The sequence below is a fragment of the Embleya sp. NPDC025285 genome (assembly GCF_055558835.1).
Genome location: NZ_JBVHLU010000054.1, coordinates 38,262 through 64,993 on the forward strand (window position 1 = coordinate 38,262; position 26,732 = coordinate 64,993).

At 72.3% G+C, this 26,732-nt stretch carries 25 protein-coding genes and 1 riboswitch; of the genes, 11 read left to right on the forward strand and 14 right to left on the reverse strand.

Features of this window, described 5'->3' with window-relative positions; genetic code table 11:
* Nucleotides 1-7 precede the first annotated feature (7 nt).
* The 3 genes from ACZ4FV_RS30750 to ACZ4FV_RS30760 form a co-directional block, all read right to left on the reverse strand.
* Nucleotides 8-1,822, reverse strand: a complete 1,815-nt coding sequence (locus tag ACZ4FV_RS30750; RefSeq protein WP_465323798.1) for a serine/threonine-protein kinase — start codon at nucleotides 1,820-1,822, stop codon at nucleotides 8-10.
* A gap of 84 nt (nucleotides 1,823-1,906) precedes the next feature.
* The gene (locus ACZ4FV_RS30755) at nucleotides 1,907-2,731 is read right to left on the reverse strand and encodes a hypothetical protein (RefSeq protein WP_395862350.1); all 825 of its coding nucleotides are present in this window, start codon (nucleotides 2,729-2,731) and stop codon (nucleotides 1,907-1,909) included.
* A 7-nt stretch (nucleotides 2,732-2,738) separates the two neighbouring features.
* Complete coding sequence (locus tag ACZ4FV_RS30760; protein WP_465323799.1) at nucleotides 2,739-3,518, reverse strand: alpha/beta hydrolase; 780 nt, start codon at nucleotides 3,516-3,518, stop codon at nucleotides 2,739-2,741.
* A 372-nt stretch (nucleotides 3,519-3,890) separates the two neighbouring features.
* Between ACZ4FV_RS30760 and ACZ4FV_RS30765 the strand changes: the two genes are divergently transcribed.
* The 4 genes from ACZ4FV_RS30765 to ACZ4FV_RS30780 all read left to right on the forward strand — a co-directional run bounded on the left by ACZ4FV_RS30765 (nucleotide 3,891) and on the right by ACZ4FV_RS30780 (nucleotide 7,730).
* Complete coding sequence (locus ACZ4FV_RS30765) at nucleotides 3,891-4,685, forward strand: lysophospholipid acyltransferase family protein (RefSeq protein WP_395862354.1); 795 nt, start codon at nucleotides 3,891-3,893, stop codon at nucleotides 4,683-4,685.
* 32 nt (nucleotides 4,686-4,717) lie between these two features.
* A complete protein-coding gene (gene macS / locus ACZ4FV_RS30770) occupies nucleotides 4,718-5,866 on the forward strand; it encodes a MacS family sensor histidine kinase (RefSeq protein WP_395862356.1) in 1,149 nt (382 codons plus the stop codon).
* Nucleotides 5,863-6,567 (forward strand): response regulator transcription factor, encoded by a 705-nt coding sequence (locus ACZ4FV_RS30775; protein ID WP_395862358.1) that lies wholly within the window; start codon nucleotides 5,863-5,865, stop codon nucleotides 6,565-6,567. Before macS ends, ACZ4FV_RS30775 begins: the two co-directional genes overlap by 4 nt.
* Nucleotides 6,568-6,704: 137 nt before the next feature.
* The gene (locus tag ACZ4FV_RS30780; protein ID WP_395862360.1) at nucleotides 6,705-7,730 is read left to right on the forward strand and encodes a 6-phosphofructokinase; all 1,026 of its coding nucleotides are present in this window, start codon (nucleotides 6,705-6,707) and stop codon (nucleotides 7,728-7,730) included.
* Nucleotides 7,731-7,828: 98 nt separating this feature from the next.
* Here the strand turns inward: ACZ4FV_RS30780 and ACZ4FV_RS30785 are convergent, their stop codons facing one another.
* The 4 genes from ACZ4FV_RS30785 to ACZ4FV_RS30800 form a co-directional block, all read right to left on the reverse strand.
* Nucleotides 7,829-9,097: a hypothetical protein gene (locus ACZ4FV_RS30785; protein ID WP_402231783.1), complete on the reverse strand. Its 1,269-nt coding sequence runs from the start codon at nucleotides 9,095-9,097 to the stop codon at nucleotides 7,829-7,831.
* Between the two features lie 228 nt (nucleotides 9,098-9,325).
* On the reverse strand, nucleotides 9,326-9,775 hold the full coding sequence (locus ACZ4FV_RS30790; RefSeq protein ID WP_395862363.1) for a nitroreductase family deazaflavin-dependent oxidoreductase: 450 nt from the start codon (nucleotides 9,773-9,775) through the stop codon (nucleotides 9,326-9,328).
* A gap of 53 nt (nucleotides 9,776-9,828) precedes the next feature.
* On the reverse strand, nucleotides 9,829-10,722 hold the full coding sequence (locus ACZ4FV_RS30795; protein WP_402231781.1) for a phosphotransferase: 894 nt from the start codon (nucleotides 10,720-10,722) through the stop codon (nucleotides 9,829-9,831).
* Nucleotides 10,723-11,148: 426 nt separating this feature from the next.
* Nucleotides 11,149-13,011 carry an anthranilate synthase family protein gene (locus ACZ4FV_RS30800; protein ID WP_402231780.1) on the reverse strand — a complete coding sequence of 621 codons (1,863 nt, stop codon included), beginning with the start codon at nucleotides 13,009-13,011 and terminating at the stop codon, nucleotides 11,149-11,151.
* A gap of 295 nt (nucleotides 13,012-13,306) precedes the next feature.
* Between ACZ4FV_RS30800 and ACZ4FV_RS30805 the strand changes: the two genes are divergently transcribed.
* Nucleotides 13,307-14,641, forward strand: coding sequence for a class II 3-deoxy-7-phosphoheptulonate synthase (locus tag ACZ4FV_RS30805; protein ID WP_395862368.1), 1,335 nt, complete (start codon nucleotides 13,307-13,309; stop codon nucleotides 14,639-14,641).
* A gap of 78 nt (nucleotides 14,642-14,719) precedes the next feature.
* Nucleotides 14,720-15,745 (forward strand): threonine aldolase family protein, encoded by a 1,026-nt coding sequence (locus tag ACZ4FV_RS30810; protein ID WP_395862370.1) that lies wholly within the window; start codon nucleotides 14,720-14,722, stop codon nucleotides 15,743-15,745.
* 14 nt (nucleotides 15,746-15,759) lie between these two features.
* Here ACZ4FV_RS30810 and ACZ4FV_RS30815 read toward each other — a convergent pair whose 3' ends face one another.
* The gene (locus tag ACZ4FV_RS30815; protein WP_395862793.1) at nucleotides 15,760-16,071 is read right to left on the reverse strand and encodes a (2Fe-2S)-binding protein; all 312 of its coding nucleotides are present in this window, start codon (nucleotides 16,069-16,071) and stop codon (nucleotides 15,760-15,762) included.
* Nucleotides 16,072-16,215: 144 nt separating this feature from the next.
* Nucleotides 16,216-16,698, reverse strand: coding sequence for a bacterioferritin (gene bfr / locus ACZ4FV_RS30820; protein ID WP_395862373.1), 483 nt, complete (start codon nucleotides 16,696-16,698; stop codon nucleotides 16,216-16,218).
* Nucleotides 16,699-16,954: 256 nt separating this feature from the next.
* On the opposite strand from bfr, the gene ACZ4FV_RS30825 reads away from it, so the two are divergent.
* On the forward strand, nucleotides 16,955-17,599 hold the full coding sequence (locus ACZ4FV_RS30825; protein WP_395862375.1) for a sulfite oxidase-like oxidoreductase: 645 nt from the start codon (nucleotides 16,955-16,957) through the stop codon (nucleotides 17,597-17,599).
* Nucleotides 17,600-17,678: 79 nt separating this feature from the next.
* Here the strand turns inward: ACZ4FV_RS30825 and pknB are convergent, their stop codons facing one another.
* From pknB to thiO, 4 genes are all read right to left on the reverse strand, one after another.
* Nucleotides 17,679-19,715, reverse strand: coding sequence for a Stk1 family PASTA domain-containing Ser/Thr kinase (gene pknB, locus ACZ4FV_RS30830; protein WP_465323800.1), 2,037 nt, complete (start codon nucleotides 19,713-19,715; stop codon nucleotides 17,679-17,681).
* A 93-nt stretch (nucleotides 19,716-19,808) separates the two neighbouring features.
* Nucleotides 19,809-20,603, reverse strand: a complete 795-nt coding sequence (locus ACZ4FV_RS30835; protein ID WP_395862378.1) for a thiazole synthase — start codon at nucleotides 20,601-20,603, stop codon at nucleotides 19,809-19,811.
* A gap of 5 nt (nucleotides 20,604-20,608) precedes the next feature.
* Nucleotides 20,609-20,818 carry a sulfur carrier protein ThiS gene (gene thiS, locus ACZ4FV_RS30840; protein ID WP_395862380.1) on the reverse strand — a complete coding sequence of 70 codons (210 nt, stop codon included), beginning with the start codon at nucleotides 20,816-20,818 and terminating at the stop codon, nucleotides 20,609-20,611.
* On the reverse strand, nucleotides 20,815-21,981 hold the full coding sequence (gene thiO, locus ACZ4FV_RS30845; protein ID WP_395862382.1) for a glycine oxidase ThiO: 1,167 nt from the start codon (nucleotides 21,979-21,981) through the stop codon (nucleotides 20,815-20,817). Before thiO ends, thiS begins: the two co-directional genes overlap by 4 nt.
* A riboswitch (TPP riboswitch) is annotated at nucleotides 21,977-22,088 on the reverse strand. It overlaps the preceding gene by 5 nt.
* 114 nt (nucleotides 22,089-22,202) lie before the next feature.
* Here thiO and ACZ4FV_RS30850 point away from each other — a divergent pair.
* The 4 genes from ACZ4FV_RS30850 (at nucleotide 22,203) to ACZ4FV_RS30865 (ending at nucleotide 25,018) form a co-directional block, all read left to right on the forward strand.
* Nucleotides 22,203-23,387 carry an NAD(P)/FAD-dependent oxidoreductase gene (locus tag ACZ4FV_RS30850; protein ID WP_402231772.1) on the forward strand — a complete coding sequence of 395 codons (1,185 nt, stop codon included), beginning with the start codon at nucleotides 22,203-22,205 and terminating at the stop codon, nucleotides 23,385-23,387.
* A gap of 88 nt (nucleotides 23,388-23,475) precedes the next feature.
* Complete coding sequence (locus tag ACZ4FV_RS30855; protein ID WP_395862385.1) at nucleotides 23,476-23,841, forward strand: Rv2175c family DNA-binding protein; 366 nt, start codon at nucleotides 23,476-23,478, stop codon at nucleotides 23,839-23,841.
* Between the two features lie 10 nt (nucleotides 23,842-23,851).
* Entirely contained in the window at nucleotides 23,852-24,496 is a 645-nt protein-coding gene (thiE, locus tag ACZ4FV_RS30860; protein WP_395862387.1) for a thiamine phosphate synthase, read from the forward strand.
* A 36-nt stretch (nucleotides 24,497-24,532) separates the two neighbouring features.
* Nucleotides 24,533-25,018, forward strand: a complete 486-nt coding sequence (locus ACZ4FV_RS30865) for a guanyl-specific ribonuclease (RefSeq protein WP_395862389.1) — start codon at nucleotides 24,533-24,535, stop codon at nucleotides 25,016-25,018.
* Between the two features lie 526 nt (nucleotides 25,019-25,544).
* On the opposite strand, the gene ACZ4FV_RS30870 is transcribed toward ACZ4FV_RS30865, so the two are convergent.
* On the reverse strand, nucleotides 25,545-26,636 hold the full coding sequence (locus tag ACZ4FV_RS30870) for a polyprenyl synthetase family protein (protein ID WP_395862391.1): 1,092 nt from the start codon (nucleotides 26,634-26,636) through the stop codon (nucleotides 25,545-25,547).
* Nucleotides 26,637-26,732: the final 96 nt, after the last annotated feature.

Below are 26,732 nucleotides of genomic sequence, written 5' to 3' on the forward strand. Positions count from 1 at the left end.
GGACGGGTCAGGGCTGGAAGCTCGCCTTGAAGCCGGCCAGCAACTCCTGGGTGGCCGGGTCGTTCCAGACCGCGTCCGGAGTGTCCATGTACAGCGAATAGCCGCGCCCGGACGGGACCGTGAAGCCGAGGTTGAGCACGTGGTGCTTGACGGTGCTGCCGTAGGTGAAGTGCCAGGCGGCGGCGCGGTAGTCGCGGTAGTCGGCCTTCTCGATGCTCAGCCGCTGGTAGTTCGGGAAATTGCCGCGCACGTCGGGTTCCAGGTTCTTCCAGTCCTCGACCGGATCGGTCGGCGAGCTGGCGACGGTGTCCACGTTGAGCTTGAGCGTGCGCTCCGCGTTGGCGAAGAACTCCTGCGAGCCCTCGGTCTTGACCTTGCTCCAGCCCGGCGGCAGGCCGATCCGGTAGGGCGTGGTCGATCCCGTGTACGAAGTCCAGCCCGCCGGCAGGCCGTTCGTCTCGGGGGGCGGCTGCTGCTGTTGCGTGGTCTGCGCCGGCGGGCCGCTCGGGCTCTGCTCCGGCTCGGTGCTCGGCGGCTGGGTGAGATTGCCCGCGGCCGGGGCGGAGGCGGCGGAGCTCGGCGAGGCCGGCGGAGAGGGAGTGGTCTGCGGGCCGGCCGAGTCGCCTGCGCCGGCCTTCGCGTTGGGCTTCTTGTCGTCGGCCGGGACGATCAGGAAGAGGATCAGGCCCACCACGACGCCGAAGACCACCAGGGCGGCGATCGCGGCGGGCAGCGGCAACCACGGGAACGTGCGCGCCGGGCGGTCCTCTCGGACCGGCTTGGCGGGTTTCGCGGGCGGGGCGACGAGTGGCGATGCGAACTCCACGTCGCCCCGGGGTATTTCGTCCGAATCCGGGTCGGTGACGCGCACCGCGGGCACCACCGCGGGTATCGACTCCGCCTTCGACTCCACCTTCGGGTCCGCCGCCGGCGCGGGCCGGGGCAGCAGCGGTGCGGGCGGCAGCGGTAGTGCCCGGGTGGCCGCGTTCTCCTCCCGGATCTCGCGCAGCGCGTCGCGCAACATCGCCTCGGCCTCCGCCGCGTCCGGCCGCTCCTGCGGATCGCGGGCCAACAGCGCGCGCAATACCGGGTCGAGCGCGCCCGCGTGCTTGGCGGGCGCCGGGTCCTCGCTGACGATCGCGGTCAGCGTCGCGAGCGGCGTGGAGCGCTCGAACGGCGCCTTGCCCTCGACCGCCGCGTACAGCGTCGCGCCGAGCGACCACAGGTCCGAGGCCGCCGTCGGACTCAGGCCCTTGGCCCGCTCCGGCGGGATGTACGCCGGCGCGCCGAGCACCACACCCGACTGGGTGACCGACGAGTCGCCCTCGACCACCGCGATGCCGAAGTCGCTGAGCACGGCCCGGTCGTCGAGCGTGATCAGCACATTGCCGGGCTTGACGTCGCGGTGCAGGATCCCGGCCGCGTGCGCGGTGCGCAGCGCGTCGATCATGGTCAGCCCGATCTCGGCGACCCGGTCGGCGGCCATCGGGCCGTCGGTGCGGATCACCTCGGCCAGCGAGCGCGAGGGGACCAACTCCATGACGATCCAGGGCCGATCGTCCTCCTCGACCACGTCGTAGACGCGCACCACCGAGGGATGGCTCAGCCGCGCGGCGGCCCGGGCCTCACGCGCCGCGCGCTCGCGCAGCCGGGCCCGGTCGGCCTCGTCCGCGCCGGGCTGCGGCAACATCTCCTTCACCGCGACCTCGCGCCCCAGGACCTCGTCCCGAGCTCGCCAGACCGCACCCATGCCGCCTCGCCCGAGTCGGTCGGCGAGCAGGTAGCGCCCGCCGATCAGGCGTCCCTCGTTATCCGCGTCCACGCAAGGAAGGTACCCGGACCCGGACCTCGAATGCGGAATGATGTCCCGTCAGAACCGGTCGCGAACAAGGCACATGAGGTCGAATCAGACCACGGCGCCATCGTCCGGGTCGTCCTCGTCCCGATCTCGTCGCATCCGTGCCACCAACGCGACGAATCCGCCGGTGAACGCGGCGAACGCGGCGAACGAGGTCCACGGTCCGACCGCGCGGCCGAGCAGCACCGACACGAGCAGATACAGCGGACCGCCCACCAGCGCGATCCAGGCGATCTTGGTGGCCGCGTCGGTCTTGGGCAGCGGCGGCGGAGGAGGCGGCACGAAGTGCTCCTCCGGGTCCTCGTGCAACTCGTCGATCACCGGCGGCCCGGGCGGCGCCAGCGAGTAGTCGCGCGGTCCCGCGGCCGCGGGCAGCCCGACCTTGAACGATCCCTCGCCCGGCTCGTCCCGGTCCGACCGCTCGCCGCCCAGGTCCTCGGCCACCGGCCAGCGCGGGACCGGGTCGGCCACGTCGTTGTCGAAGGACGCGACGATCTGCGCCCACACCTCGTCGTCGCCCGGCCGGTCGGCGGGCGCGTCGGGTTCGCCCCGCTCGGCGCCTTCCGCGCGCGGCGGATCCACCTGCGGGATGTCCGCCGGTCCGGTCGCCGCCTCCTTGGCACGGGTCCGGGGCGAGGACGGCTCGGTCAGCGAGCGCAGGATCGCCCGGGCCCGCGACGTCGCCGTCGCGTCCACCCACAGGCGCTCGATCTCCTCGGGCTCCTCGTCCGGATCCCGGGGTTCCAACGTCGAGACGTATGCCGCGACCCCCGCGTCCCGCAGGGCGACCAGCATCACGTCCGCCGCCTCGGGATCGAGGTCGGTCAGGGGCTTGAAGGACTCCGCGTCGAGTCCGTTGCCACGTCCGCGCACCGTTCGTTCAGTCCCTCTCGGCCGTCTCCGGGGCTCGCGCGTCCGGCGCGAGCCGGTGTACGAACTCCAGGCTGGATGCGAAGATCCGTTCCGCGTCGTGGTCGAGCGTCGCCACGTGATAACTGTCGTTGAGCAGGACGTCGGTGACGTCCGTGGAGGAAATCCTGGCCAGCACCGTCTCGGAGTTGGCCGGCGAGACCACGTGGTCGTGCGGACTGTGCAGGAGCAGCACCGGCTGGGTGACCTGCGGCAGATCGGCGGAGACCACGCGCCAGAAGCGGGACAACGAATAGGCCGCCTTGACCGGCGTGCGCGGGTAGGCGAGCTCGACCGAGCCCTCCTTGCGGATGTCCGACGCGATGCCGGGCGCCGATGATATGACGTGGCGCAATACCGGCAGCAGCTTGATCTTCGGATCGTCGGCCTGCACGGACGGGTTGACCAGCACGAGGCCGGCCACCTTGTCGCCGTGCTGCTGGGCCAGCCGCAGGGCCAGGCCGCCGCCCATCGACAGGCCCATCACGAACACCGTGTCGCAGCGCTCGCGCAGTCGGTCGAACGCGCGGTCCACGGTCGCGTACCAGTCCTGCCATGTGGTCAGGTTCATGTCCTGCCAGCGGGTGCCGTGACCGGGCAGCAGCGGCAGCGACACGCTCAGCCCGGCCGCGACCAGGTGTTCCGCCCACGGTCGCAGCGACTGCGGTGTGCCGGTGAAGCCGTGGCAGAGCAGGACGCCCACGGGACCGCCGTCGTGGTGGTGGGGCTCGGCACCGGGCAGGATCGACACCAACGGGCTCCTTCGGGTGACGGGCTTGGCGGGACCAGCCGGCCGGGTGGGCACCACGAGGTTGTGGCGACCGGTGGACGACGGCGATACAGGTTCCATAACGGGGTCGACAGGCGAGTGGTTCCGCCTCTTACCCCCTAACACCTGGACACCTCGGAATCGTCCCACGGGGGTGCGCGATGCGTACAGCGGCGCCGTGTGGCCGGCGGCCGGCCCGGGAGGCGGCCCGCACAACCCGGCCGAGGATCCACCGCGAGCGGCCCGGGGCGGGTTCCCGGGCCCGGTCGGGCGGTTTGCCCGACCGGGCCGTACACGGGTCCCGGCCCGGGGGCATGCTCTAGGGTTCGTCCTGTCCCGAGGAGGAGGTCAGGGTTGTTCTACCGGCTGATGAAGATCATCGTCGGCCCCGTGTTGAGGCTCTTCTTCCGCCCCTGGGTGGAGGGTGAGGAGCACATCCCGGACCGGGGCCCGGCGATTCTGGCGAGCAACCATCTCTCGTTCTCGGACTCGTTCTTCCTGCCCGTCGTGGTCCCGCGCCGGATCACCTTCCTGGCGAAGTCGGACTACTTCACCGGCCGCGGGGTCAAGGGCCGGCTCACCGCCGCGTTCTTCAAGGGCGTGGGCCAACTCCCGGTGGACCGCAGCGGTGGTCGCGCCAGTGAGGCCGCGCTCGACGCCGGCCTCAAGGTGCTGCGCGAGGACCACCTGTTCGGCATCTACCCCGAGGGCACCCGTTCGCCGGACGGTCGGCTGTACCGGGGCAAGACCGGGATCGCCCGGCTCGCGCTGGAGTCGCACGCCCCGGTGATCCCGGTGGCGATGATCGACACCGAGAAGATCCAGCCGCCCGGCAAGATCGTGCCCAAGGTGATGCGGGTGGGCATCAGGGTCGGCGAGCCGCTGGACTTCTCCCGTTACGAGGGCATGGAGGACGACCGCTTCATCCTGCGCGCGATCACCGACGAGATCATGTACGCGCTGATGGAGTTGTCCGGCCAGGAGTACGTGGACATGTACGCGGCCGACGCCAAGAAGCGGATCGACGAGGCGCGCAAGCAGGCGTCCAAGGCGGCCGACAAGCCGGCGGACCCGACGGACGCCGCCGGCCCGGACGCCGCGCCGACCCCGAACGACGACTCGGGCGGTTCCGGCCGACCCGCCGCCTGACCGGGCGGCACCCGGCACACCTGGGGGTTCACGTGGGGGTCGAGCAGTCGCTGTGGCGCGCGCTCACGGTCTTTCGCACGCTCGCCCTCGTCTACGCGGTCGTGCGGTACGCCCAGGTCGCGGACGAGTATCGGCACCCGGTCGGCGGGTGGGCCGTGATGGCGCTGCTCGTGGTCTGGACGGCGGTGACCGCGTACGGCTTCCGCAAGCCCGCCTTCCGCGAACCTCCGCTGCTGATCCTGGACCTGTGCGTGGCCGTCGGGTGCCTGGTCGCGACCCGGTGGCTGGACGATCCGGAGCGGATCGCCCAGGGCACGATGACGCTGCCCACGGTGTGGGCCTCGGCACCGGTGCTGGCGTGCGCGATCAAGGGCGGTTGGCGGACCGGTTCGGCGGCGGCGCTGACAATAGGCGCCGCCGACATCTTCGAACGCAGCGCGCTCACCGCCGACAACCAGCACAACATCGTGCTGTTGCTGCTCGCGGGCGGCGCGGTCGGCTACGTCGTGGAGATCGCCCGGGTGAGCGAACAGGCGTTGACCCGCGCGCTGCAACTGGAGGCGGCCACGCGCGAACGCGAGCGATTGGCCCGGGACATCCACGACAGCGTGCTCCAGGTGCTCGCGCTGGTGCAACGGCGCGGGGCGGAGATCGGCGGGGACGCCGCGGGCCTGGGCAAGTTGGCCGGTGAGCAGGAGGTGGCGCTGCGGCAGTTGATCTCCGCGACGCCCGCCCGGGTCGAGTCGGCCGACCTGCCCGGATCCGGGGAGGACGGCGACCCGGCCCGGCAGGATCTGCGGGTGCTGCTGGGCGGCTTCGCCGGCGCGCGCGTGACGGTGTCCTCGCCGGGTACGCCGGTATTGCTGCCGACCCCGGCGGCGCGCGAGGTGACCGCGGCCGTCGCGGCGGCGCTGGACAACGTGCGCCGGCACGCCGGTGAGCAGGCCAACGCGTGGATCCTGGTGGAGGACGAGCCGGACGAGATCGTGGTCAGCGTCCGGGACGACGGTTCGGGGATGGCTCCGGGCCGGTTGGAGGCGGCCCGGGCCCAGGGCCGGTTGGGCGTGGCCCAGTCGATCGAGGGCCGGGTGCGGGATCTCGGCGGCAGTGTGGTGTGGTCGTCGGTGACGGGAGAAGGCACCGAGCTGGAGTTCCGGGTGCCGAGGCAGGGGAGCGGATGAGCGAGACGAGTACACCCACACCGGGGACCGAGCCGGCCCCGACGCCGCTGAAGGTCCTGGTCGTCGATGATCACCCGATGTGGCGCGAGGCGGTGGCCCGCGACCTCGCGGCGGCGGGCCACGACGTGGTCGCCACCGCCGGCGACGGCCCCGAGGCGGTCCGGCGGGCCCGGGCCACCTCGCCGAACGTGGTGATCCTGGACCTGCACCTGCCCAAGCTGCCCGGCGTCGAGGTGGCGCGCGAACTGGTCCGGCACGACCCGTCGGTGCGGATCCTGGTGTTGTCCGCCAGCGGTGAGCAGGAGGACGTGCTGGAGGCGGTCAAGGCGGGCGCGACCGGATACCTGGTCAAGTCGGCGAGCCGCGAGGAACTGGTGGACGCGGTGGGTCGGACCGCGGTCGGGGATCCGGTGTTCACCCCCGGGCTGGCCGGTCTGGTGCTCGGCGAGTTCCGCCGGATGGCCACCGACCCGCCGCGCAAGGACGCGACCGGCGGCCCGGCCGCGCCGCGGCTGACCGACCGCGAGACCGAGGTGCTGCGGATGGTCGCCAAGGGCCTGTCCTACAAGCAGATCGCCCAGCGCCTGTTCCTGTCCCATCGCACGGTGCAGAACCATGTACAGAACACCTTGAACAAGCTGCAGTTGCACAACCGGGTGGAACTCGTGCGCTATGCCATCGAGAAGGGTCTGGACGACTAGGCGTCGGTGTGGATCCGGGTCTGCTCGATCCGATCAAGTCGGGTACCTCGAACGGGTGGTGGGAAGAGTCGAGGTGGCTTCTCGCACCGGTAGCGTGGGCCGCGAATCGTACCGGACGGAAGAAATCGGAGATTTCGATGCGTGTCGGAGTACTGACCGGCGGCGGCGACTGCCCGGGCCTGAACGCGGTGATCCGGGCGGTCGTCCGCAAGGGCGTCCAGGACTACGGGTACGACTTCATCGGCTTTCGGGACGGGTGGCGCGGGCCGCTCGAGGGCGACGTCATGGCGCTCGACATCAAGGCCGTACGCGGCATCCTGCCGCGCGGCGGGACCATCCTGGGCTCGTCCCGGACCAACCCGATCAAGGTCGATCGTGGCATCGAGCGGATCCGGGAGAACCTGGCCAAGCTCGAGGTGGACGCGCTCGTGGCGATCGGCGGCGAGGACACCCTCGGCGTCGCGACCCGCCTGCACGAGCACGACGTCAAGGTCGTCGGTGTGCCCAAGACCATCGACAACGACCTGAACGCGACCGACTACACGTTCGGCTTCGACACCGCGGTCAACATCGCCACCGAGGCGATCGACCGACTGCACACCACCGCCGAGTCGCACCGCCGGGTGCTGATCGTCGAGGTGATGGGCCGGCACGCGGGCTGGATCGCGATCCACTCCGGGATGGCCGGCGGCGCGAACGTGATCCTGATCCCGGAGCAGAACTTCGACGTCGAAGAGGTCTGCGCCTGGGTGGACAGCCGGTTCCGCACCAACTACGCGCCGATCATCGTGGTCGCCGAGGGTGCCATCCCGCTGGCCGGTCAGATGGTCACCAAGGACCAGACGCTGGACGCGTTCGGCCACGTCAAGCTGTCCGGCATCGGCGACTGGCTGGCCTCGGAGATCGAAAAGCGCACCGGTCACGAGGCGCGCACCACGGTGCTCGGCCACGTGCAGCGCGGCGGCACTCCCACGGCGTTCGACCGGTGGTTGGCCACCCGGTTCGGCTTCCACGCGATCGACGCGGTGAACGCGGGGGACTGGGGCAAGATGGTCGCGCTGCGCGGGACGGACGTGGTGACCGTGCCGCTGGAGGCGGCGACCCGCGAGCTCAAGACCGTGCCGCCGGCCCTGTACGAGGAGGCGAAGGTGTTGTTCGGCTGATCCGTCGCCGAACCACCGCGGGTTCTTCGCGGATCCTTCGCGAACCACGGCCTACCACCGCCCGCCCGTCGCGCGGGGCGCGCGACGGGCGGGTTCGGTCAGGCGCCGGGATCGGGCTCGATTCCGGCGCCTTGCCGGCGGTTCCTGCGGGCGAAGTACACGATCGTCGCCCCGACGCCGGCCAGGATGACCCAGATCGCGACGGTGGCGAGGGTGGAGGTGTCGTCCTCGTCCTCCTCACGCTGCCCGGCCGCCGAGTCCGGGGCGGTCGGCGGCAGTTCCGGGCGCAGCTTGGGCGGGCGGGGCGGCACCCCGGCGTTGGGCACGTGGAACACCCGGAAGTCGCTGCGCGAGGCGAGTGCGCGGTCGGTTCCCTCCGGGGCGCCGCCGCCGACCAGCACCGCGAGGTCGCCGCCCGCCACCGGCGAGCCGGTCGGGATCGACACGCGCACCGTGATCGCGGTGAGCTCGCCCGGCGGCAGCGGCCGGCGGCCGTCCCACGGTTTGGGCGTCAACTCGCCGACCAGGTGCGCGTCGCGTCCGTTGGCGGGGTCGGTGAGCACCGCGAGCGGCACCGGGAACCAGCCCCGGTCGTGGTCGTCGTACGCCTCGACCACCAACTGCTGCGGCGTGATCGGGGACTGGCCGCTGGTGAACACCAGTTCCGGACGCACCGCGGGGATGATCCGGTCGGTGTCGTTGCCGAAGGTGACCCGGAACTCGGCGGCGCCGGCGCCCGCGCGCAGCCAACCGGGCACGCCCACCAGGTCGAACGTCGGCCCGTCGGAGCGCCGCGCGGTCGGCACCACCTTGGCGGTGCCGCCGAGGTGCTCCGTGCCCGCGTCCGGCACCGACGGGGAGCGGGTCCCACCGGGATCCGGCGGACGCGTGGGCATGGCCCCGTCCGGTCCCAGCAGCGCGGAGTCGGCGATGTAGCCGCTCACGAAGCGCGGTTCGTCGCCGGTGCCCGGGGACACGGGTCGGCCGCCCACCAGCACCTGCACGAACTGCGCGGGCACGTTCGCGGCGATGGTGAAGCGCACCCGGAACTCGACCGAGGCACCGGGCGCCAGGCGACCGGAGGTCGCGTCGATCGCGCCCGGACCCGGGAAGGGCAGTCGTGCGCCGCCCTGCGGGTCCAGTGGGGTCGGGGTCCAGCCCGCGTGCACCGGATCCGGTATCTCCAGGCGCACCTGGTCGGGGGCCAGGTGCCCGGTGGCGCCGATGATCTCCACCCGCGGTTCCAGCAGCAGCGGGACCTCGCCAAAGTTGCGCGCGCTCGCGGTGAGTTCGACGGGAGTCGCGGGTCGGATCCGGTCCGGCATTCCGCGCACCTCGACCACCTGCCCGATCGGCGGTTCCGCCACGGGCGTGGGATCGGGGACCGGCGCCGCGTGCCCGGTCGGCGACCCGAGAAGCACGAGGAGGGCCGTCGAGGCGAGACAGCGGCGCAGGCGCATGCGGGGTACCCGTCGTAGGAAGGAGCTTGCTCGACCGTAGGTTCGAACGGCCGGAGCCTACCGGGCGGTACGGGCCGGGCCACACCGATATAGCGATGCGGGCCGGCCGTCGGTTCCCGACGCCCAAGCCGCCGCTCAGGAGCCGTGCGGATCGTCCGCGCGGCGCAGCCGGATCACCGGGATGTCCCGCCGGGTCTTGTCCTGGTACCCCGCGTAGGGCGCGAACACCTCGACCAGACCCGGCCACACCCGCGCCTTCTCGGCGGGGGTCAGCGTCTCGGCGGTGGCGGCGAAGCGCTCGGTGGCCACTCGCAGGCGGACTCGGGGTTCGGCGGTCAGGTTCAGGTACCACAGCGGGTGGTGGTCCGAGCCGCCGAGCGAGGCCACGATCAGGTAGTCCTCGCCGTCGCGCCCGTAGATCAGCACGGTGCGGCGCCAGACGCCGCTCTTGCGGCCCAGCGTGTCCAGGAGCAGGCACGGCGCGCCTTGCATCGTGATGCCCTTGGTGCCGCCGGATTCCTCGTAGCGCCGGGCCTGGTCGGCAACCCACTTGCGGGGACTGGTCGTTGCGTCGAGTTCGGGCATTCGTACCTCCGAGGGTGAGTGCGCGTGGGTTCGGGTGGTTCGGGGGATTCGAGTCACTCCGCCGTGCGGTGGGCGGGGGAGCGGGTTGTGCGCGGTGGGCAGGCCCGCAGGTGGGCGCGGGCCGCGCGGGCCTCGGCCAGCGCGGTCAACCGGGCGTTCCACGGGGCCGCGTGGGCGGCGCCGATCCCGCGCGAGCACTGGTTGGTGGCGGCGAACACGAAGGTCTCCATCGCCTCCCGGGAGACCGTGCGCCAGCAGGCGAACCGATCCGCCCAGGAGGCCGCCTGTTCGGCCGTGTGCCCCTCGTCCATCAGCCGGCTGGCCACCAAGGTGACCTCGATCCAGGCGGGGCCCCGGGCGGGCTGGGCCCAGTCGACCAGGTAGGCCCGGGGGCCGCGATCGTTGATCAACACGTTGTGCGGGTGCAGATCGGTATGCAACAAGCTCTCGCCGCGCAGGAGTTCGAGCTGACGACTGGTGAGCAGCGGACGCCAGCGCTCCTCGATCCGCGGCAGCGGCAGATCGCGGACGGCGACCCGGCCGAGTCGGCGCAACGCGTCCGCGACGAGCGGCAGATCCGCCGTGCCCGGTGCGAAGTCGGCGTGTCGGCCGATGATGTGGTCGAAGCCCAGGAGTACCCAGTCGTCGAGCCGGATCTCCCAGCGCAACCTCGGCGACACGGCGCCCACGTGCGGCGCGATCCGGGCCTCGACGCGCTGTTGCGACACCGCCGGGTGATCGCGCGGGACGCCCTTGACGAAGTAGCGGGAGTGCTCGGTGGTCACGATCGCGGCGAACTCGCAGTTGAATCCGGCCCACACGGTGGCGACGGCCAGCACGCGTCCCGCACACCGCTCGACCGCGGCGCGCGCGTCCGTGGGCAGCTCGTCCCACAGGGTACGCGGCGCCGTATGGAAGTTCGGCGGCGGAAGCGGCGGATCAGCCATCGGCTTCCGGTGGTGACGGTGGCAGCGGGCGCGGCCCGCCGAAGGTCACTCCGCATTTGCGGCAACGTTTGCGACCGCTCCAGTCGACGGGGTCGTGCGGCGGACAATCGGAGCCCACGGGAACCCCCTCCACTGGAAAACCGGTCAACGAACGGGGTCGAGCATCCTCCGTCGTACCGCGGCGAGCAACGCGATTATGGTCGCACGCCGGTGCGACGAAGGGGCCGGTGCGGCCGGTTGGCGACCCCCGCGGGCGCGCCTGGGACCGATCGCCTCATATCGCCTCATATCGCCTCATATCGCCTCGAATCGCCTCGGATCGCCTGGGACCATTTTCGACCGCCGGGTTCGGCCGCGTCCCCCGTGCGCCCGGCCGTCGCGGGCCGGGCGCCTCGGGCGGGTGCGTGCGCGCACGCGCGGCGGACCTCACAGCCCGGCGAGCAACTCCCGCACGATGCCCAGGCCGTTGTGGGTGAGCACCGACTCCGGGTGGAACTGCACGCCCGCGAGCCGCATCCGGCTCGACCGCAGCGCGTGCACCTGTCCGCTCTCCGGGTCCGCGGCGAACTCGACGTTGGGTACGACGCCGGCCGTCCGCACGGCCGCGAACGCGTTGTAGAAGCCGACCCGCTCCGGCCGACCGAACAGGTCGATCTCGACCTGCTTGCCCTGATACGGCCGCGGCTTGCGGACCAGGTCCAGACCCAGCTCGTGCGCCAGGAGCTGATGGCCCAGGCAGACCGCGAGCAGCGGTCCGCCCGCGTCCAGGCGGGTGCGCAGCAGCGCGCCCATCAGCCGGATCTTGCGGTGCGCGGTGTCCCTGGGGTCGCCCGGACCCGGGCCGAGCACGACCAGTTCCGCGGCGCGCACCCGACGCGAGGTGACGTCGTCGTACGAGCGCAGCTCCACGTGCAGGCCGAGGGTGCGCAGCACGTGCGCGAGCATCGCGGTGAAGGTGTCCTCGCCGTCCACCACCAGCACCCGGCGGCCGGCCAGTTCCGGGGCGCGCAGCGCGCTCTCGTCCCGTGGCCGGAGCCAGAATGGCGCGAGCGCGGTGTTGCGCGCGGCCAACAGCGCGGCCACCTCGGGATCGGCCGCGAGCGCCGGGCCCGCCGTCCGCTCGGCGGCCGGCACCACACCGAGCGCGGCCAGCACCCCGGCCGCCTTGGCGTGCGTCTCGGCGACCTCGTCCTCGGGCCTGGAGTGCCGGACCAGCGTGGCGCCGGCGGGCACCCGCAGGCCGCCGTCGGGGGTGATGTACGCGGTCCGGATCAGGATCGGCGCGTCCAGCGTGCGCCGCCCCTGGTCGTCGCGCCCGATCAGCGCGAGCACTCCGGAGTAGTAGCCGCGCCCGGTCGGCTCGTGTCGGCGGATCACCCGGCACGCGTTCTCCAGCGGGCTCCCGGTCACCGTCGGCGCGAACATGGTGCCGCGCAGCACCGCGGCGACGTCGTGCGAGGTGATCCCGCGCAGCAGGTACTCGGTGTGCGTGAGGTGGCCCATCGGCTTGAGGAACGGGCCCTCGACCGCGCCGCCGAGGTCGCAGACCGCGCTCATCATCTTGAGTTCCTCGTCGACGACCATGAACAGCTCGTCGATCTCCTTGGGATCGCGCAGGAACGCCATCAGCCCCTCGCGGGAGGGCCCCTCGGCCGGGTGCCGGTAGGTCCCGCTGATCGGGTTCATCACCACCTCGCCGCCCACCGAGCTGACGTGCCGCTCCGGGCTGGCGCCGACCAGGGTGAGGTCACCGGTGTGGATCAGGTAGGTCCAGTACGCGCCGCTCTCCCGGGTCAGCAGCCGGTGCAGCAGGGTGCCCGCGGCGGCCGGCGTGTACCCCTCGATGTGATCGCGGTAGTCGCGCCGGATGACGAAGTTGGCGCCCTCGCCGCGGCCGATCTCGTCCTCGATCACCCGCTTGACGATGGTGGCGTACGTCTCGTCGTCCACGTCGAAGTCGCCGCCGCGCAGTTCGACCGGCACCTGCGGCAACGCCGCCAGCACCTCGTCCAGGGGCAGCAGGCGCTGCTCGGTGACCTTCAGGCAGCGCAGCGGTGTGCCGTCCTGGTGATGCTCGAACCCGCGCTCGCGGATCTGCGCGTAGGGCACCAGGGCGAGCAGTTCGTGGCCGGGTCCGCCGGCGGCCGGCAGCGGCAGGTCGTCGAGGTCTCGGACGTCGACGATCTCGCCGGTGAGCAGTTCGACCTCGGCCGAGTGTTCGCGCCGGATCAGCGCGAAGGGCGGTGGGGCGTCGCGGAACAGCGGGGACAGGGCGTCGGCGGTGCGCATGGGTGCTCCTCGGTGGGGAAGAGACGCCCTCCCGACCGGGCGATCCGCCGGTTGTCCGCCCCGGCCGGGGCGGAGGTCCGCCCGGTCCGGGAAAAACAAAGGGCCGCCCTGCCGGGCGGCCGTCGGATCGTCAAGGTGATCGCGAAGTCAGTGGGCCGCCGCAGGGACGGGCCACCAGGAGCTCCGATGGAGATTGATCGCGATCACGGCCTCACCATATCGGGCGGGCCGAGTCGGCGTCTCGCTCTCCGGGCGGTGGACTCAATCGGGTTGCCTCTCCGCTTAGTCTTGAGCGGTGACCCTGAACGACATCGAATCCTGGCGTACCCTCCCGGCGGCCCAACAGCCCGAGTGGCCGGACAACGAGGCCCTGGGCTCCGCCCTCGCGGACCTCCGTTCCTATCCGCCGCTCGTCTTCGCCGGCGAGTGCGACCAGCTTCGTGGTCGGCTCGCGTCGGTGGCGAAGGGCGAAGCGTTCCTGCTCCAGGGCGGCGACTGCGCGGAGACCTTCGCCGGCAACACCGCCGACGCGATCAAGAACAAGCTCAAGACCCTGCTCCAGATGGCCGTCGTGCTGACCTACGCGGCCTCGGTGCCGGTGGTCAAGGTCGGCCGGATGGCCGGTCAGTACTCCAAGCCGCGCTCCAGCGGCATGGAGACCCGCGACGGGGTGACCCTGCCGTCCTACCGGGGCGACGCGGTCAACGAGCTGGCCTTCACCGAGGCCGCGCGCACGCCGGACCCCGAGCGGCTCAAGCGCATGTACCACTCGTCCTCCGCGACGCTGAACCTGGTCCGCGCGTTCACCACGGGCGGTTACGCGGACCTGCGCCAGGTGCACGCGTGGAACCAGGACTTCGTCGCGCTCTCGCCCTCGGGCGAGCGCTACGAGCGGCTCGCGGCCGAGATCGACGGCGCGATGCGGTTCATGCACGCGTGCGGGACCGACCCCGAGGAATTCCGCACCGTGGAGTTCTACGCCAGCCACGAGGCGCTGATCCTGGACTACGAGGACGCGCTGACCCGGGTGGACTCGCGCACCGGCGACCTGTACGACGTCTCCGGCCACATGGTCTGGATCGGCGAGCGGACCCGGCAGCTCGACGGCGCGCACGTCGAGTTCGCCTCCCGGATCCGCAACCCGATCGGCGTCAAGCTCGGCCCGACCACCTCGCCCGAGGACGCGCTCGCGCTGATCGACAAGCTGGACCCGAACCGCGAGCCGGGCCGACTGACCTTCATCGTCCGGATGGGCGCGGGCAAGGTCCGGGACAACCTCCCGGCCCTGGTGGAGAAGGTGGCCGCGGCCGGCGCCCATCCGGTGTGGGTGTCCGATCCGATGCACGGCAACACGTTCGAGGCGTCCAGCGGACACAAGACCCGCCGCTTCGACGACGTCCTCGACGAGGTCAAGGGCTTCTTCGAGGTGCACCGGGCGCTCGGTACCCACCCGGGCGGCATCCACGTCGAGCTCACCGGTGACGACGTCACCGAGTGCGTGGGCGGCGGCGACGAGATCTTCGTCGACGACCTGCACCAGCGCTACGAGACGGCGTGCGACCCGCGGCTGAACCGCAGCCAGTCGCTCGACCTGGCGTTCCTGGTCGCGGAGATGTACCGCAAGAGCTGACCGCGCGCGATCACCACGATCGCCGAAGGGCGGACCCTCCCCGGGTCCGCCCTTCGGCGCGTCTGTAATGCTGCCGGTATGACCTTCACGGACCTGCGCAGCGACACCGTCACCAAGCCCGGCCCCGCGATGCGCGCGGCGATGGCCAACGCCGAGGTCGGCGACGACGTCTACGCCGAGGATCCGACCGTGCGGGCGCTGGAGGAGTACGTCGCCGACCTGTTCGGGCACTCCTTCGCGCTGTTCGCCCCGACCGGGGTGATGGCCAACCAGCTCGCCGTGCGGCTGGCCGTGCCGCCGGGTGGCGAACTCGTCCTGGACGCCGACGCGCACATCGTCGCGCACGAGGACGCCGCGGCGGCCTGGCACGGCGGTGTGCAGACCCGGACCACGCTCAGCCCGCGCGGTCTGCTGGAGGTCGCCGACCTGGCCCGGCTGATCCGGGTGGACAACGCGTACACCGTCGGCACCCGCATGGTCGCGGTCGAGCAGACGCACAACCGGGGCGGCGGCTCGGTGTACCCGCTGGAGCGGTTGACCGCGATCCGCGACCTGGTGCACGGGTACGAGCTGCCGCTGCACTGCGACGGAGCGCGGATCTGGAACGCGCACGTGGCGACCGGTACGCCGCTGCGGGCCTACGGCGCGCTGTTCGACACGCTCAGCGTGTGTCTGTCCAAGGGGCTGGGCGCGCCGGCCGGCTCGGTGCTGCTGCTGCCCGCCGAGTACGAGGCCGAGGCGCGCCGGATGCGGCACCGGATGGGCGGCGGGCTGCGCCAGGCGGGCATCCTCGCGGCGGGCGGCCTGTACGCGCTCGAGCACCACGTCGAGCGGCTGGCCGAGGACCACGAGCACGCGCGGGGGTTGGCCGATCTGCTGCGCGACGCGGGCTTCGCGGTGCCCGACCCGGAGACCAACATCGTGCTGGTCGAACTGGGGGAGGGGCAGCCGGACGCGGCGGCGGTGGCGGAGCGCTGCCGTGTGGAGGGTGTACTGGTGTCGCCGTTCGGGCCTCGGCTGATCAGGCTGGTCACGCACATGGACGTGGACGCGGCCGGTTGCGCGCGTGCCGCGACGGCGATCGCGCAGGCGGCGAAGGGCTGATCAGGGGGCGCCGGTCAGGCGGCGGAGTGCCGGCGCAGCGGGACCACGTTGTCGGGCAGCGCCGACGCGGCGACCGCGGGCATCGGCAGCGGGACCGGCTCTGGGGCCGGGGCGGTCCCGCAGGGGGTCGCGCACGTCTCGGTCTCGCCGCACAACTCGCGCCGGCGGCGGCGCGACTCGTCACGCGGCAACATCGCGGTGATGCTCTTGACGCAACGCCCGCAGTCGGTGCCGGCACCGCCGCAGGACTGGGCTATCTCACGCATGGTGCGCGCGCCATCGGCAATCCGGTCGTTCACCTGTTTGTCGGTGACACCGAAACACATGCAGACGTACACGGAGATTTCCCCCCAGCGGCGAGGCTACTTAGGTAAGGGTAACCTCAGCGTTCGCCGGGGGGAATACCGGGTGATCGGTAACACAATCCGAGCGGTTGCCCGATCGCATCCGGGAATGTCCCGAGCCGCCGGTCAGCTCTCGTTCGGCTGCTTGAGCAGGCCCGCGATGTAGAGCTGCTCGCCCACCTCGGAGAGCAGGGCGAGCTGCGTCTCCAGGTAGTCGACGTGCTCTTCCTCGTCGGCCAGGATCTCCTCGAAGATGTTGGCCGAGGTCACGTCGCCCTTCTCGCGCATCAACGGGATTCCGCGCCGCAGCCGCTCGACGGCCTCCATCTCCACCGCCAGGTCGGCGCGGAACATCTCCTCCAGGTTCTGGCCGATGCGCAGCGCGTTCAGTCGCTGGTAGTTCGGCAGTCCCTCGAGCATCAGGATGCGGTCGGTGAGCTTCTCGGCGTGCTTCATCTCGTCGATGGACTCGTGGCGGGTCCAGGCCGCGAGCTTGATGTAGCCCCGGTGCTCCTGCATCTTCGCGTGCAGGAAGTACTGGTTGATCGCGGTGAGCTCCGCCGTGAGCTGTTCGTTCAGGAGCTCGATGATCTGCGGGTCACTGTGCATCGCGACGCACCTTCCGGTGTGGGTGGGACACGGGGGAACCCCGAGCGCGCATGAGGCGGTTTTCCCTCGAATCCTGTCACTTTTGGTAGCTCATCCGCCACGAAGGGCAGCCTTGCCTTGCAATGTCGAACATGTCCCACCAGGGTCGGTCGGCCCGGGATTCCCGGGCCCAGGACCGGATCGGGTGCCGCGCGCGGGGTCCGGGGCGCGCGGGGGCGGTCGTGAGTTGGTCGGGGCGTCTGGGACCATGTGAGGTATGGGGCATACGGAAGCGGCACAAGGTGGAACCGAGGCTCCGGACCGCGATCCGCGACTTCCGCCGGGCCAGCGAATCCAGCGCGGATGGCCCGTTCTGCACTACGGACCGGTCCCTCGGTTCAAGCCCGAGATATGGGACTTCCGCGTCTTCGGCGCGACCGCCTCGGGGGACAAGCACTGCTGGAACTACGACGAGTTCTCGGCGCTGCCGCACGACACCGTCGTCGCCGACTTCCACTGCGTGACCAAGTTCAGCATGCTCGGCAACGAGTGGAGCGGGCTGACCGTCGCCAAGCTCCTGGAGATCGCCCCGCCGGCGCCGGAGGTCACCCACGCGATGGTGTGGGCGGAGTACGGCTTCAGCTCCAACCTGCGCATGTTCGACTTCGCGAACGACCAGACCATCCTGGCCACCCATCACAACGGCGAGCCGCTCACCGCCGAGCACGGGTTCCCGGTCCGGCTGATCGTGCCGCACCTGTACGCCTGGAAGGGCCCCAAGTGGGTGCGCGGGATCGAGTACATGGTGGCCGACAAGCGCGGCTTCTGGGAGGAGCGGGGCTACCACAACATCGGTGACCCGTGGCGGGAGCAGCGCTACTCCTACCAGGAGGAGAGCGGCGAGGGCCCCGCGCTGACCTGAGCCGTGCCCGCGGGCGAACGACCGAAGGCCCCGCTTCCCCGACGACGTGTCGAGGGAGCGGGGCCTTCGCGGTGCCGCCCTAGAAGTTCGAGATGAAGACCTCGCTGTTGCGCTTGACCATCGAACCCGCCGCCGGATCCTGCTTGCCGACGTTGGCCGGGATCAGCGGGATCATTCGGTTGTTCACCCGCAGCCCGACGGCCTGCAGCGCCCGGGCCGCGTCGTCCGGGTTCATCCCGGTCACCGGCGGCACCTGGACCAGGTCCGGTCCCTTGGACAACACCACGGTGATCCGGGTGCCGAAGGGCACGGTCGCGTTCGTTCCCGGGGCGAAGGACATGATCCGGCCGACCGGCACGGTGTCCGAGAACTGCTGGGTCGGATCCACCTCGACGCTCACCCCGGTCGCCGGCTGGAACCTGGCCTTGGCCTCGTCCACGCTGAGCCCGGTCAGGTCCGGGACCACGGTGTCCGGGCCGCGGCTGACCACCAGGGCCACCACGCTGTCCCGCTGGAGCGGCTCGCCGGCGGCCGGTTGGCTGCCGACCACGGTGCCGGGCGGCTTGTTGCTCGCGGTCTTGGTCTCGGTGCCGGGTTTCAGGCTCGCGTCGGCGAGCGCCTTCTTGGCGTCCTCGATCTTCAGGTTCACCAGCGCGGGCACCACGTGCCGCTCCGGGCCCTTGGACAGCTTGACCTTGACCTTCGAGCCGCTGAGCACGTTCTTGCCCGGGGCGGGGTCGGTGGACAACACCGAGCCCTTGGCGGTGATCTCGCTGAACTCCCCGTCGCCGACGTACTCGACCTTCAGGCCCGCGGACTCGAGTTTGCGCTCGGCGTCGGCCTGGGTCATGTTCAGCACACCCGGCACATCGGAGTAGCGACCCGCGCCGTACCACCACGCACCGCCGCCGATCGCGGCGGCGACGAGCAGTACCACCGCGAGCACGATCATCCCGCGCGAGGGCCCGCGCCGGCGGCGCCGACCGGGCAGCTTGGGCTGCTGCGGATAGCCGCCGCCGGGGGTGCCGGTCGGGGGCGCCTCGGTGGCCGGGGCGTACTCGTGGTGCTCCGCCGCATAGGGCTCGTCGTACGCGCCGCCGCCGTAGCGCGCCTGCTCGTCCTCCATCGAGTCCACGCTCAGTCCGAGCGGCGCCAGATGCGGCGGCAACATCACCTCGCCCGCCCGGAACACGCTCGTGGCGTTGTCGTGGATCGGCTCGGGCGGCGGCGGCAGACGCAGCGCCGCGCCGAAGTCCAGCTCCGTGTCCGGCATCGCGTGCCGGGTCCGGCGGACCAGGCTCAGCAGGGTCTCGGCGTCGTTCGGCCGCTGCTCCGGGTCGCGCACGGTGGCGGTGCGCACCAGCGTGTCCAGCGCGTGCGACAGGCCCGGCACCGCGAGCGAGGGCGCCGGCACGTCCGCGTGCACGTGCTTGTAGATCACCTCGACCGCGGTCGCGCCGTGGTGCGGCTGCCGGCCGGTGAGCATCTCGTAGAGCACCACGCCCGCCGCGTACACGTCCGAGCGCGGGCTGGACTCGCCTCGCTCGACCTGTTCCGGCGCGAGGTAGGCGACCGTGCCGACCAGGACCTTGCCGGTCGCGGCGGTGGCGGTGGTGCTGGTCGCCCGGGCCAGCCCGAAGTCGCCGAGCTTGATCCCGCCGTCGTCGGAGATCAGCACGTTCTCCGGCTTGACGTCGCGGTGCACGAAGCCCGCCCGGTGCGCCGCGGACAGCGCCGCCAGCATCGGCTCCAGTACGCCGAACGCCTCGCGCGGTGTCATGTTGCCCAGGTCCTGGAGCAATTCGCGCAGCGTGCGGCCCTCGACGTACTCCATCGCCAGGTAGGCGAAGACGCCGTCGGTGCCCTGGTCGAAGACGTTGACCACGTTGGGGTGCGACAACCGCGCCGCGGCCTTCGCCTCCAGGATGAACCGGCGGGTGAACTCCGGGTCCTGGGCCAGCCCGGCGTGCATCACCTTGAGGGCGACGGTGCGGTCGAGACGGGTGTCGAGAGCCCGATACACCGTGGCCATGCCACCCGCGGCAACTCGGGCATCGACCCGGTATCGACCGTCGAGCAGCCGCCCGACGAGCGGATCATTCAAGGTCGTGTCCATGTTCAGGAGTGTAGGGTCCACTGCCTTGTGGACGCCGACGGTCTTCCCCATGGTTCCCCGTCCGAGGAAGGCCGCACCGATCGTGCGGCCCGGTCAGAAGGCGGGGTGCTCGGGGCTCGTCTCCAGCATGCCGGCCATCGGTGACGACGCGTGCGCGTGGTGTCGCATCGGGATCCGCCCGGCGCGGTAGGCGAGCCGGCCGCCGTCCACCGCGTGCCGCATCGCCTCGGCCATCAACCGCGGCGATTGCGCCCGGGTGACCGCCGTCGCGAGCATCACCGCGTCGCAGCCCAGCTCCATCGCGAGCGCCGCGTCGGAGGCGGTGCCCAGGCCCGCGTCCAGCACCACCGGGACCTTGGCCTGGTCGGTGATCAGCCGGATGTTGTGCGGGTTGCGGATGCCCAGGCCCGAACCGATCGGCGACCCGAGCGGCATCACCGCCACGCAGCCCACCTGCTCGAGCCGGCGCGCGAGCACCGGGTCGTCGTTGGTGTACGCCAGCACCCGGAAGCCGTCGTCGACCAACCGCTCTGCGGCATCCACGAGTTCCACCCCGTCCGGCAGCAACGTGCGCTCGTCGGCGACCACTTCGAGCTTGACCCAGTCGGTCTCCAGCGCCTCCCGGGCCAACCGCGCGGTCAGCACCGCCTCGCCCGAGGTGAAGCACCCCGCGGTGTTCGGCAACACCCGGATGCCCAACCGGCGCAGCACGTCCAGCACCGAGCCCGAGGTCCCCGGATCCACTCGGCGCATCGCCACCGTGGTGATCTCGGTGCCCGACGCGATCAGCGCCTGCTCCAGGATCTCCAGGCTCGGCGCGCCGCCGGTCCCGGTGATCAGCCGCGACGTGAAGGACTCGCCGCCGATCACCAGCTTGTCGTCGGCCATGCCGGTCATCCTCCCTGGACGGCGGTCAGCACCTCGACGCGGCTGCCCGCGTCGAGCACGGTCTCGGCCCACGCGCCGCGCGGCACCACGGACTCGTCCACCGCGACCGCGACACCCTTGGCGGCGGTGGTCAGCGTGGCCACGAGGTCGGCGACGGTGGTGCCGTCCGCGACGCGGCGCCGGTCGCCGTTGACAAAGACCTCGATGTCGTTCATGCCATCACCTCTCGGGCGGCGCTCGCGAAGCGGTCGGGCCCGAAGGGCGCGATGAGTTCGGGGGTGGTGCCGTGCGCGAGCGCCTCGGCCACGGTGTCGGCGGTGATCGGGGTGAGCAGGATGCCGTGCCGGTAGTGGCCGGTGGCCACCACCAGGCCGGCCAGCGCGGAACGACCCAGGATCGGCGCGTTGTCCGGGCTGCCGGGGCGCAGCCCGGCGAGCGTCTCCATCAAAGGCAGCTCGGTGATGCCGGGGACGAGTTCGTGCGCGTCGCGCAGGAGTTCGTACACGCCGCCGGCGGTGACCTCGGTGTCGTGCCCGAGTTCGTGCTCGGTCGCGCCGATCACCAGTTCGCCGTCCGCGCGCGGCACCAGGTACATGCTGCCGCCCTTGACCACGCCCCGGACGTTGCGGGACAGCAGCGGCAGCAGGGCCGGCGGCACCCGCAGGCGCAGGATCTCGCCCTTGACCGGGCGCACCGGCGGGACCGCCTCCGGCGGCAGGCCGGGGATCAGCGCCGAGCGGGCGCCCGCCGCGAGCAGCACCTGATCCGCGATCAGGTCGCGCCCGTCGGGCAACCGCACGCCGTACGCGCGCTCGTCGGCGACCAGGACGCGCTCGACGCGCTCGCGGACGAAGCCGACACCGGCCCGCGCGCAGGCCGCGAGCAGCGCCGCGACCAGCAGGCGGTTGTCGATCTGGTGGTCGTCCTCGACATGCAGGCCGCCGGTGATCGCCGGGGACAACATCGGTTCGAGCCGGCGGCACTCGCGGCTGGTCAGCCAGGACGAGTGCAGGCCCAGCCGCTGCTGGTGGGCGTGCAGGTCCTTGAGTACGGCCCGGTCGTCCGCGTCCAGCGCGACCGCGATCGTGCCGCACGCGCGGTAGCCCGAGGGCAGGCCCGCGGCCTCGGCCAGCTCGGCCGCGAACTCGGGGTAGCGCCGGGCCGATTCGATGCTCAGCCGGAGCAGGCTCTCCTCGCCGTACTGGAGTTCGGAGACGGGGGTGAGCATGCCGGCCGCGGCGTGCGAGGCGCCCGCGCCCGGGGTCGGGTCGACCACGGTGACGGCCAGTCCGTACCGGGTGCGCGCGCGCCACGCGACGGACAGCCCGGCGACGCCCGCGCCGACCACCACGACATCGGTGGTGGGGATGGTGGACATGGTGAGGGGAACTCCCTTCGCCGGTATGACCCGGATCAGGTTCGGACGGTCGGGGGCTCGCAGCCCCCCTCTCAGCCCGGTCTCACCGGGCTCCCGTGACCTCTCCACACTACGACACCGGTTTCGCGTGCCCCGGGGTGCCCGAGTGCGTCCGAGATGTCCTTGACTGAGTCAAGACCCTGCCCGCCGGTCGCGCCGGGGCGCGTCATAGGGTGCCCCGCATGGACAACGTGCTCGTCGTGGGTGCCGGCATGGCCGGCCTGCAAACCGTGGTGGCGCTGCGGGACCAGGGGTACGCCGGGCGCGTCACCCTGCTCGGCGCCGAGGCGCACGCGCCGTACGACCGGCCGCCGTTGTCGAAGGAGGTGCTCGCGGGCAAGACCGACGACACGTCCTTCGAGGCGGACTGGGCCGCGCTGGAGACCGAGGTGCTGTTCGGCCGGACCGCGACGGGACTGCGACCGGGCGCGGTGGACACCGACGCGGGACCGGTCGCCTTCGACCGCCTGGTGATCGCGACCGGCTCGCGCGTGCTCAACCTGCCCGGCGCGGGGGAGGTGCCCGGCGTGCACGTGCTGCGCACCATCGACGACGCCCGCGCGCTGCGCGCCGCACTGGTGCCCGGCGCGCACGTGGTGATCGTCGGCGCGGGCTGGATCGGCGCCGAGGTGGCCACCGCCGCGGCCGCCGCCGGCTGCCCGACCACCGTGGTCGAGGCCCTGCACACCCCGCTCGCCGGCCCCTTCCCCGACGCCATCGGCGAACGCTTCGTGCCGTGGTACGCCGAGGCCGGCGTGGAACTGCTGCTGGGCGCGCGGGTGGATCGCCTGGAGCCGGGCGCGGTACACCTGACCGACGGCCGCCGGCTGCGCGCGGACGCGATCGTGGTCGGCATCGGGGTGCGCCCGGCCACCGAGTGGCTGGCCGACTCCGGTGTGGCCGTCAACGACCGCGGCTTCGTCGAGGTGGACGACCACCTGGCCACCTCGGTGCCCGGGGTGTACGCGGTCGGCGACTGCGTGGACTTCCCGTCCGCCCGCTACGGCACCCGGATGAACGTCGAGCACTGGGACAACGCGCTCCAGGCACCGCGCGTGCTGGTGGCCAACCTGCTCGGCGGCGACCAGGCGTACGACCCGGTCCCGTATTTCTGGTCCGACCAGTTCGGTCGGATGGTCCAGTACGTCGGCCGGCACGGCGCGGGCGAGGAACTCGTCTTCCGCGGCGCGGGCGAGGACGGCAAGTGGGCCGCGGGCTGGTTCGCCGGCGACCGGCTGACGGCGCTGCTCGCCGTCGCCCGGCCGCGCGACCTGGCCCAGGGCCGCAAGCTCGTGCAACTGGGCACGCCGGTGGACCGGGAGCGGTTCGCCGACCCCGAGAACCCGCTCAAGTCGGTCGCGCGCTGACCGCGGTCGGGCCGCGCCGTGCCGCACCGGGCCGTACCGGGCCGGGCGCCGGCCGGCCGGCCCGGCCGCGGAACCTAAACTTGGCCGGGTGAGCGAGATCGACGCCAAAACAGAAGCCCTCGTCCCCGCCTGGGTGACACTCCCCGACATCGCCGAGATCCTCGGTGTGGACATCCTGAAGGTCCGGCAGCAACTCAAGGAGCGCAAGTTCCTGGCCGTGCGCCGCGGCGAGCACCGGGCCCTCCAGGTACCCGCCGACTTCTTCCAGGACGGCAACATCGTCAAGGGCCTGGTCGGCACGCTGACCCTGCTCGCGGACTCCGGGTTCACCGACGAGGAGGCGCTGGAGTGGTTGTTCACCGCGGACGACACGCTCCCGGGCACGCCGGTGCAGGCGCTCCAGGAGAACCGGATGACCGAGGTGCGTCGCCGCGCCCAGGCGCTGGCGATCTGAGGCCGGGCCGATGACGAGCCGACAGGAACGGCTGGCCGCCGCGCGCCTGTACCTGTGCACCGACGCGCGCGAGCGCCAGGGCGACCTGCCCGCGTTCCTGGACGCGGTCCTGGGCGCGGGCGTGGACATCGTGCAACTGCGGCAGAAGGGCCTGGAGGCCCGGCCCGAACTCGGATACCTCCAGGTGTTCGCGGACGCGTGCCGCCGCCACGGCGCGCTGCTCGCGGTCAACGACCGCGCGGACGTCGCGCACGCGATCGGCCCCGACGTGCTGCACCTGGGACAGGACGACCTGCCCGTCCCGGCCGCGCGCGCGATCATCGGCGGCGACGTGCTGATCGGCCGGTCCACGCACGCCGAGGCCGAGGTGGACGCGGCGATCCTCGAGCCCGGGGTGGACTACTTCTGCACCGGGCCGGTCTGGCCCACCCCGACCAAGCCGGGCCGACCCGCGCCGGGCCTGGACCTGGTCCGCTACACCGCGGCGCTGCGCCCGACCCGGCCGTGGTTCGCGATCGGCGGCATCGACCGGGACAACCTGGACGAGGTGCTGGCCGCGGGTGCCGACCGCGTGGTGGTCGTACGCGCGATCACCGAGGCCGCGGACCCGGCGAAGGCAACGGCGGAATTCGTCCGGCGACTCGCCGGGCGCTGACCCGGCGCGCGCGAGACGGCGTGACAATATCCGGCCATGTCCGGTTCTCGGCGGCGTGCTCTCGTCGTTGTCACGCTGCTCGCGCTCGTCGCCGCGCTCGCTCTGGCCTTCGCGCTCACCCGGGACGACGGCGACGGCGGCACCCGCGCGAGTGCGCCGCCCACCACGGCGACCATCCGCACCGGCGCGACCGCCCCCGGACCGCTCGGGTCCACCGCCGCGCGCCCCGACTGGGTGCCCGCCGGGATGCGCACCGTCGCCGCGGCGCGGCTGCCGGCCGAGGCCCGCGAGACGCTGCGCCTGATCGCGGCGGGCGGGCCGTTCCCCTACAACCGCGACGGCGTCGTCTTCGGCAACCGGGAGAAGCTGCTGCCGGCGGAGCCCGACGGGTACTACCGCGAGTACACGGTCCGCACGCCGGGCGCTGCCGATCGCGGCGCGCGCCGGATCGTCACGGGCAGGAACACCGAGCGCTACTACAGCGACGACCACTACGCGAGCTTCGCGGCCGTGCTGCCCTGAGCGGGTGCGCCGGCTCGCACGAAGGGGTCGACTCTGCGGGTGGGTGCCGGCGCCGGCACCGGTCCTGGGCCGATCGGGTGGTTGGCCTCGCGGATGGGCTATTCCGGCCGGACCGGGCGGAGCAAGCGGCCAGACTGCCGAGATGGACACACCCGACGTTCGATGTCGTCCGGGGTCCGCAGAGGATGCCCGCGACCACGACCTGCCGCACCCCGCGACGGTGCCGACCACCTCGACGGGCCCGGCGAAGCCGTCGATCCCCGGGCCCAGAGCCGGCGCCGAACACTCGCGGCCCCACCCGGGCACGACATCCGACGGCGGCGCCGCGCTGCTGTTCCCGCTGTTCGTGCTCGCCGCGATGATCGGCGGGATCTACCTGATCGGCCGCAACCCGCCCCAGGCACTGCTCGAGGCCGACGAGACGCACGGCCCGCACCCCTCCCGGGGCCGGGCGTCCGAGCCGGAGCGGCCCCGCCCCGCGGCCCTGGGCGCACCGTTCGCGGTCGGCGACGCCGCGGACGCCGGACTAGACGCTGCGCACGGTGGCGGCGTCGGCCAGCTCACGCAGCACTTCGCGCGCGTCCTCGGCGATCGGCGCGACGGCCAGGGCGGCGAGGGCCCGCTCGGTCAGCTCGGTGATCATCGTCTCCACGTCGGCGAGCGCGCCGGTGTCCTCGATCACCGCGCGCAATTCCTTGACCCCGGTGTCGCTCAGCGCGGGATCGCCGAGCAGCGCGGTCAGCACCTCGGCCTGCGCGGCGTCGGCCCGCTCGCCGGCGAGCGCCAGCAGCACGGTGCGCTTGCCCTCGCGCAGGTCGTCGCCGGCGGGCTTGCCGGTCCGCTCGGGGTCACCGAAGACGCCGAGCACGTCGTCACGGAGTTGGAACGCCTCACCGAGCGGGAGCCCGTACGCGGAGTAGGCGTCCAGGGCGGCCCGATCGGCGCCGGCCAGCGCGGCACCCACGTGCAGGGGGCGTTCGATCGTGTACTTGGCGGACTTGAACCGCATCACGCGCCGTGAGCGCTCGACCGAGCCGCCGCCCATCGCCTGCTCCAGCACGTCGAGGTACTGGCCCGCCATCACCTCGGTGCGCATCACGTCGAACAACGGCTTGGCCGCGCGCAGTGCCCGGTCGTCCACACCGCTCGCGCCGAACATCTCGTCGCACCAGGACAGGCACAGGTCGCCGAGCAGGATCGCCGCCGCCGAGCCGAACGACTCGCCCGAGCCGACCCAGCCGCTCGTCGCGTGCAGGCCCTCGAACCGGCGGTGCACCGCGGGCTTGCCGCGCCGGGTGTCGCTGCTGTCCATCAGGTCGTCGTGGATCAGCGCGCTGGCCTGGAGCAATTCCAGCGCGGTGGCCGCGCGCACGATCGCGGCATCCTCCGCGTCCGGTCCCGCGATACCGCGCCAGCCCCAGTAGCAAAAGCCCGGCCGCAGCCGCTTGCCGCCGTCGAGCACGAAGTCGCTCAGTGCCGCGGTGACCGGGACCATGCCCTCGCCCACGTCGGCGAGCACCTCGGCCTGACGGTCCATGAACTCGCCCAGCGCGGCATTGACGCGCTGCCGCAGGCCGTCCCGGTCCAGGGGATGTACGGGGAAGGAATCGGCAGCCATGGAGTCTTCCGTCGAGGGCGATGAAACGGTGGGGAAGTACGGGGCAGCCTAACTTGCGCCCGGTCCGGCCATCCGGAGCAGCCCGGCCGTCTCGCG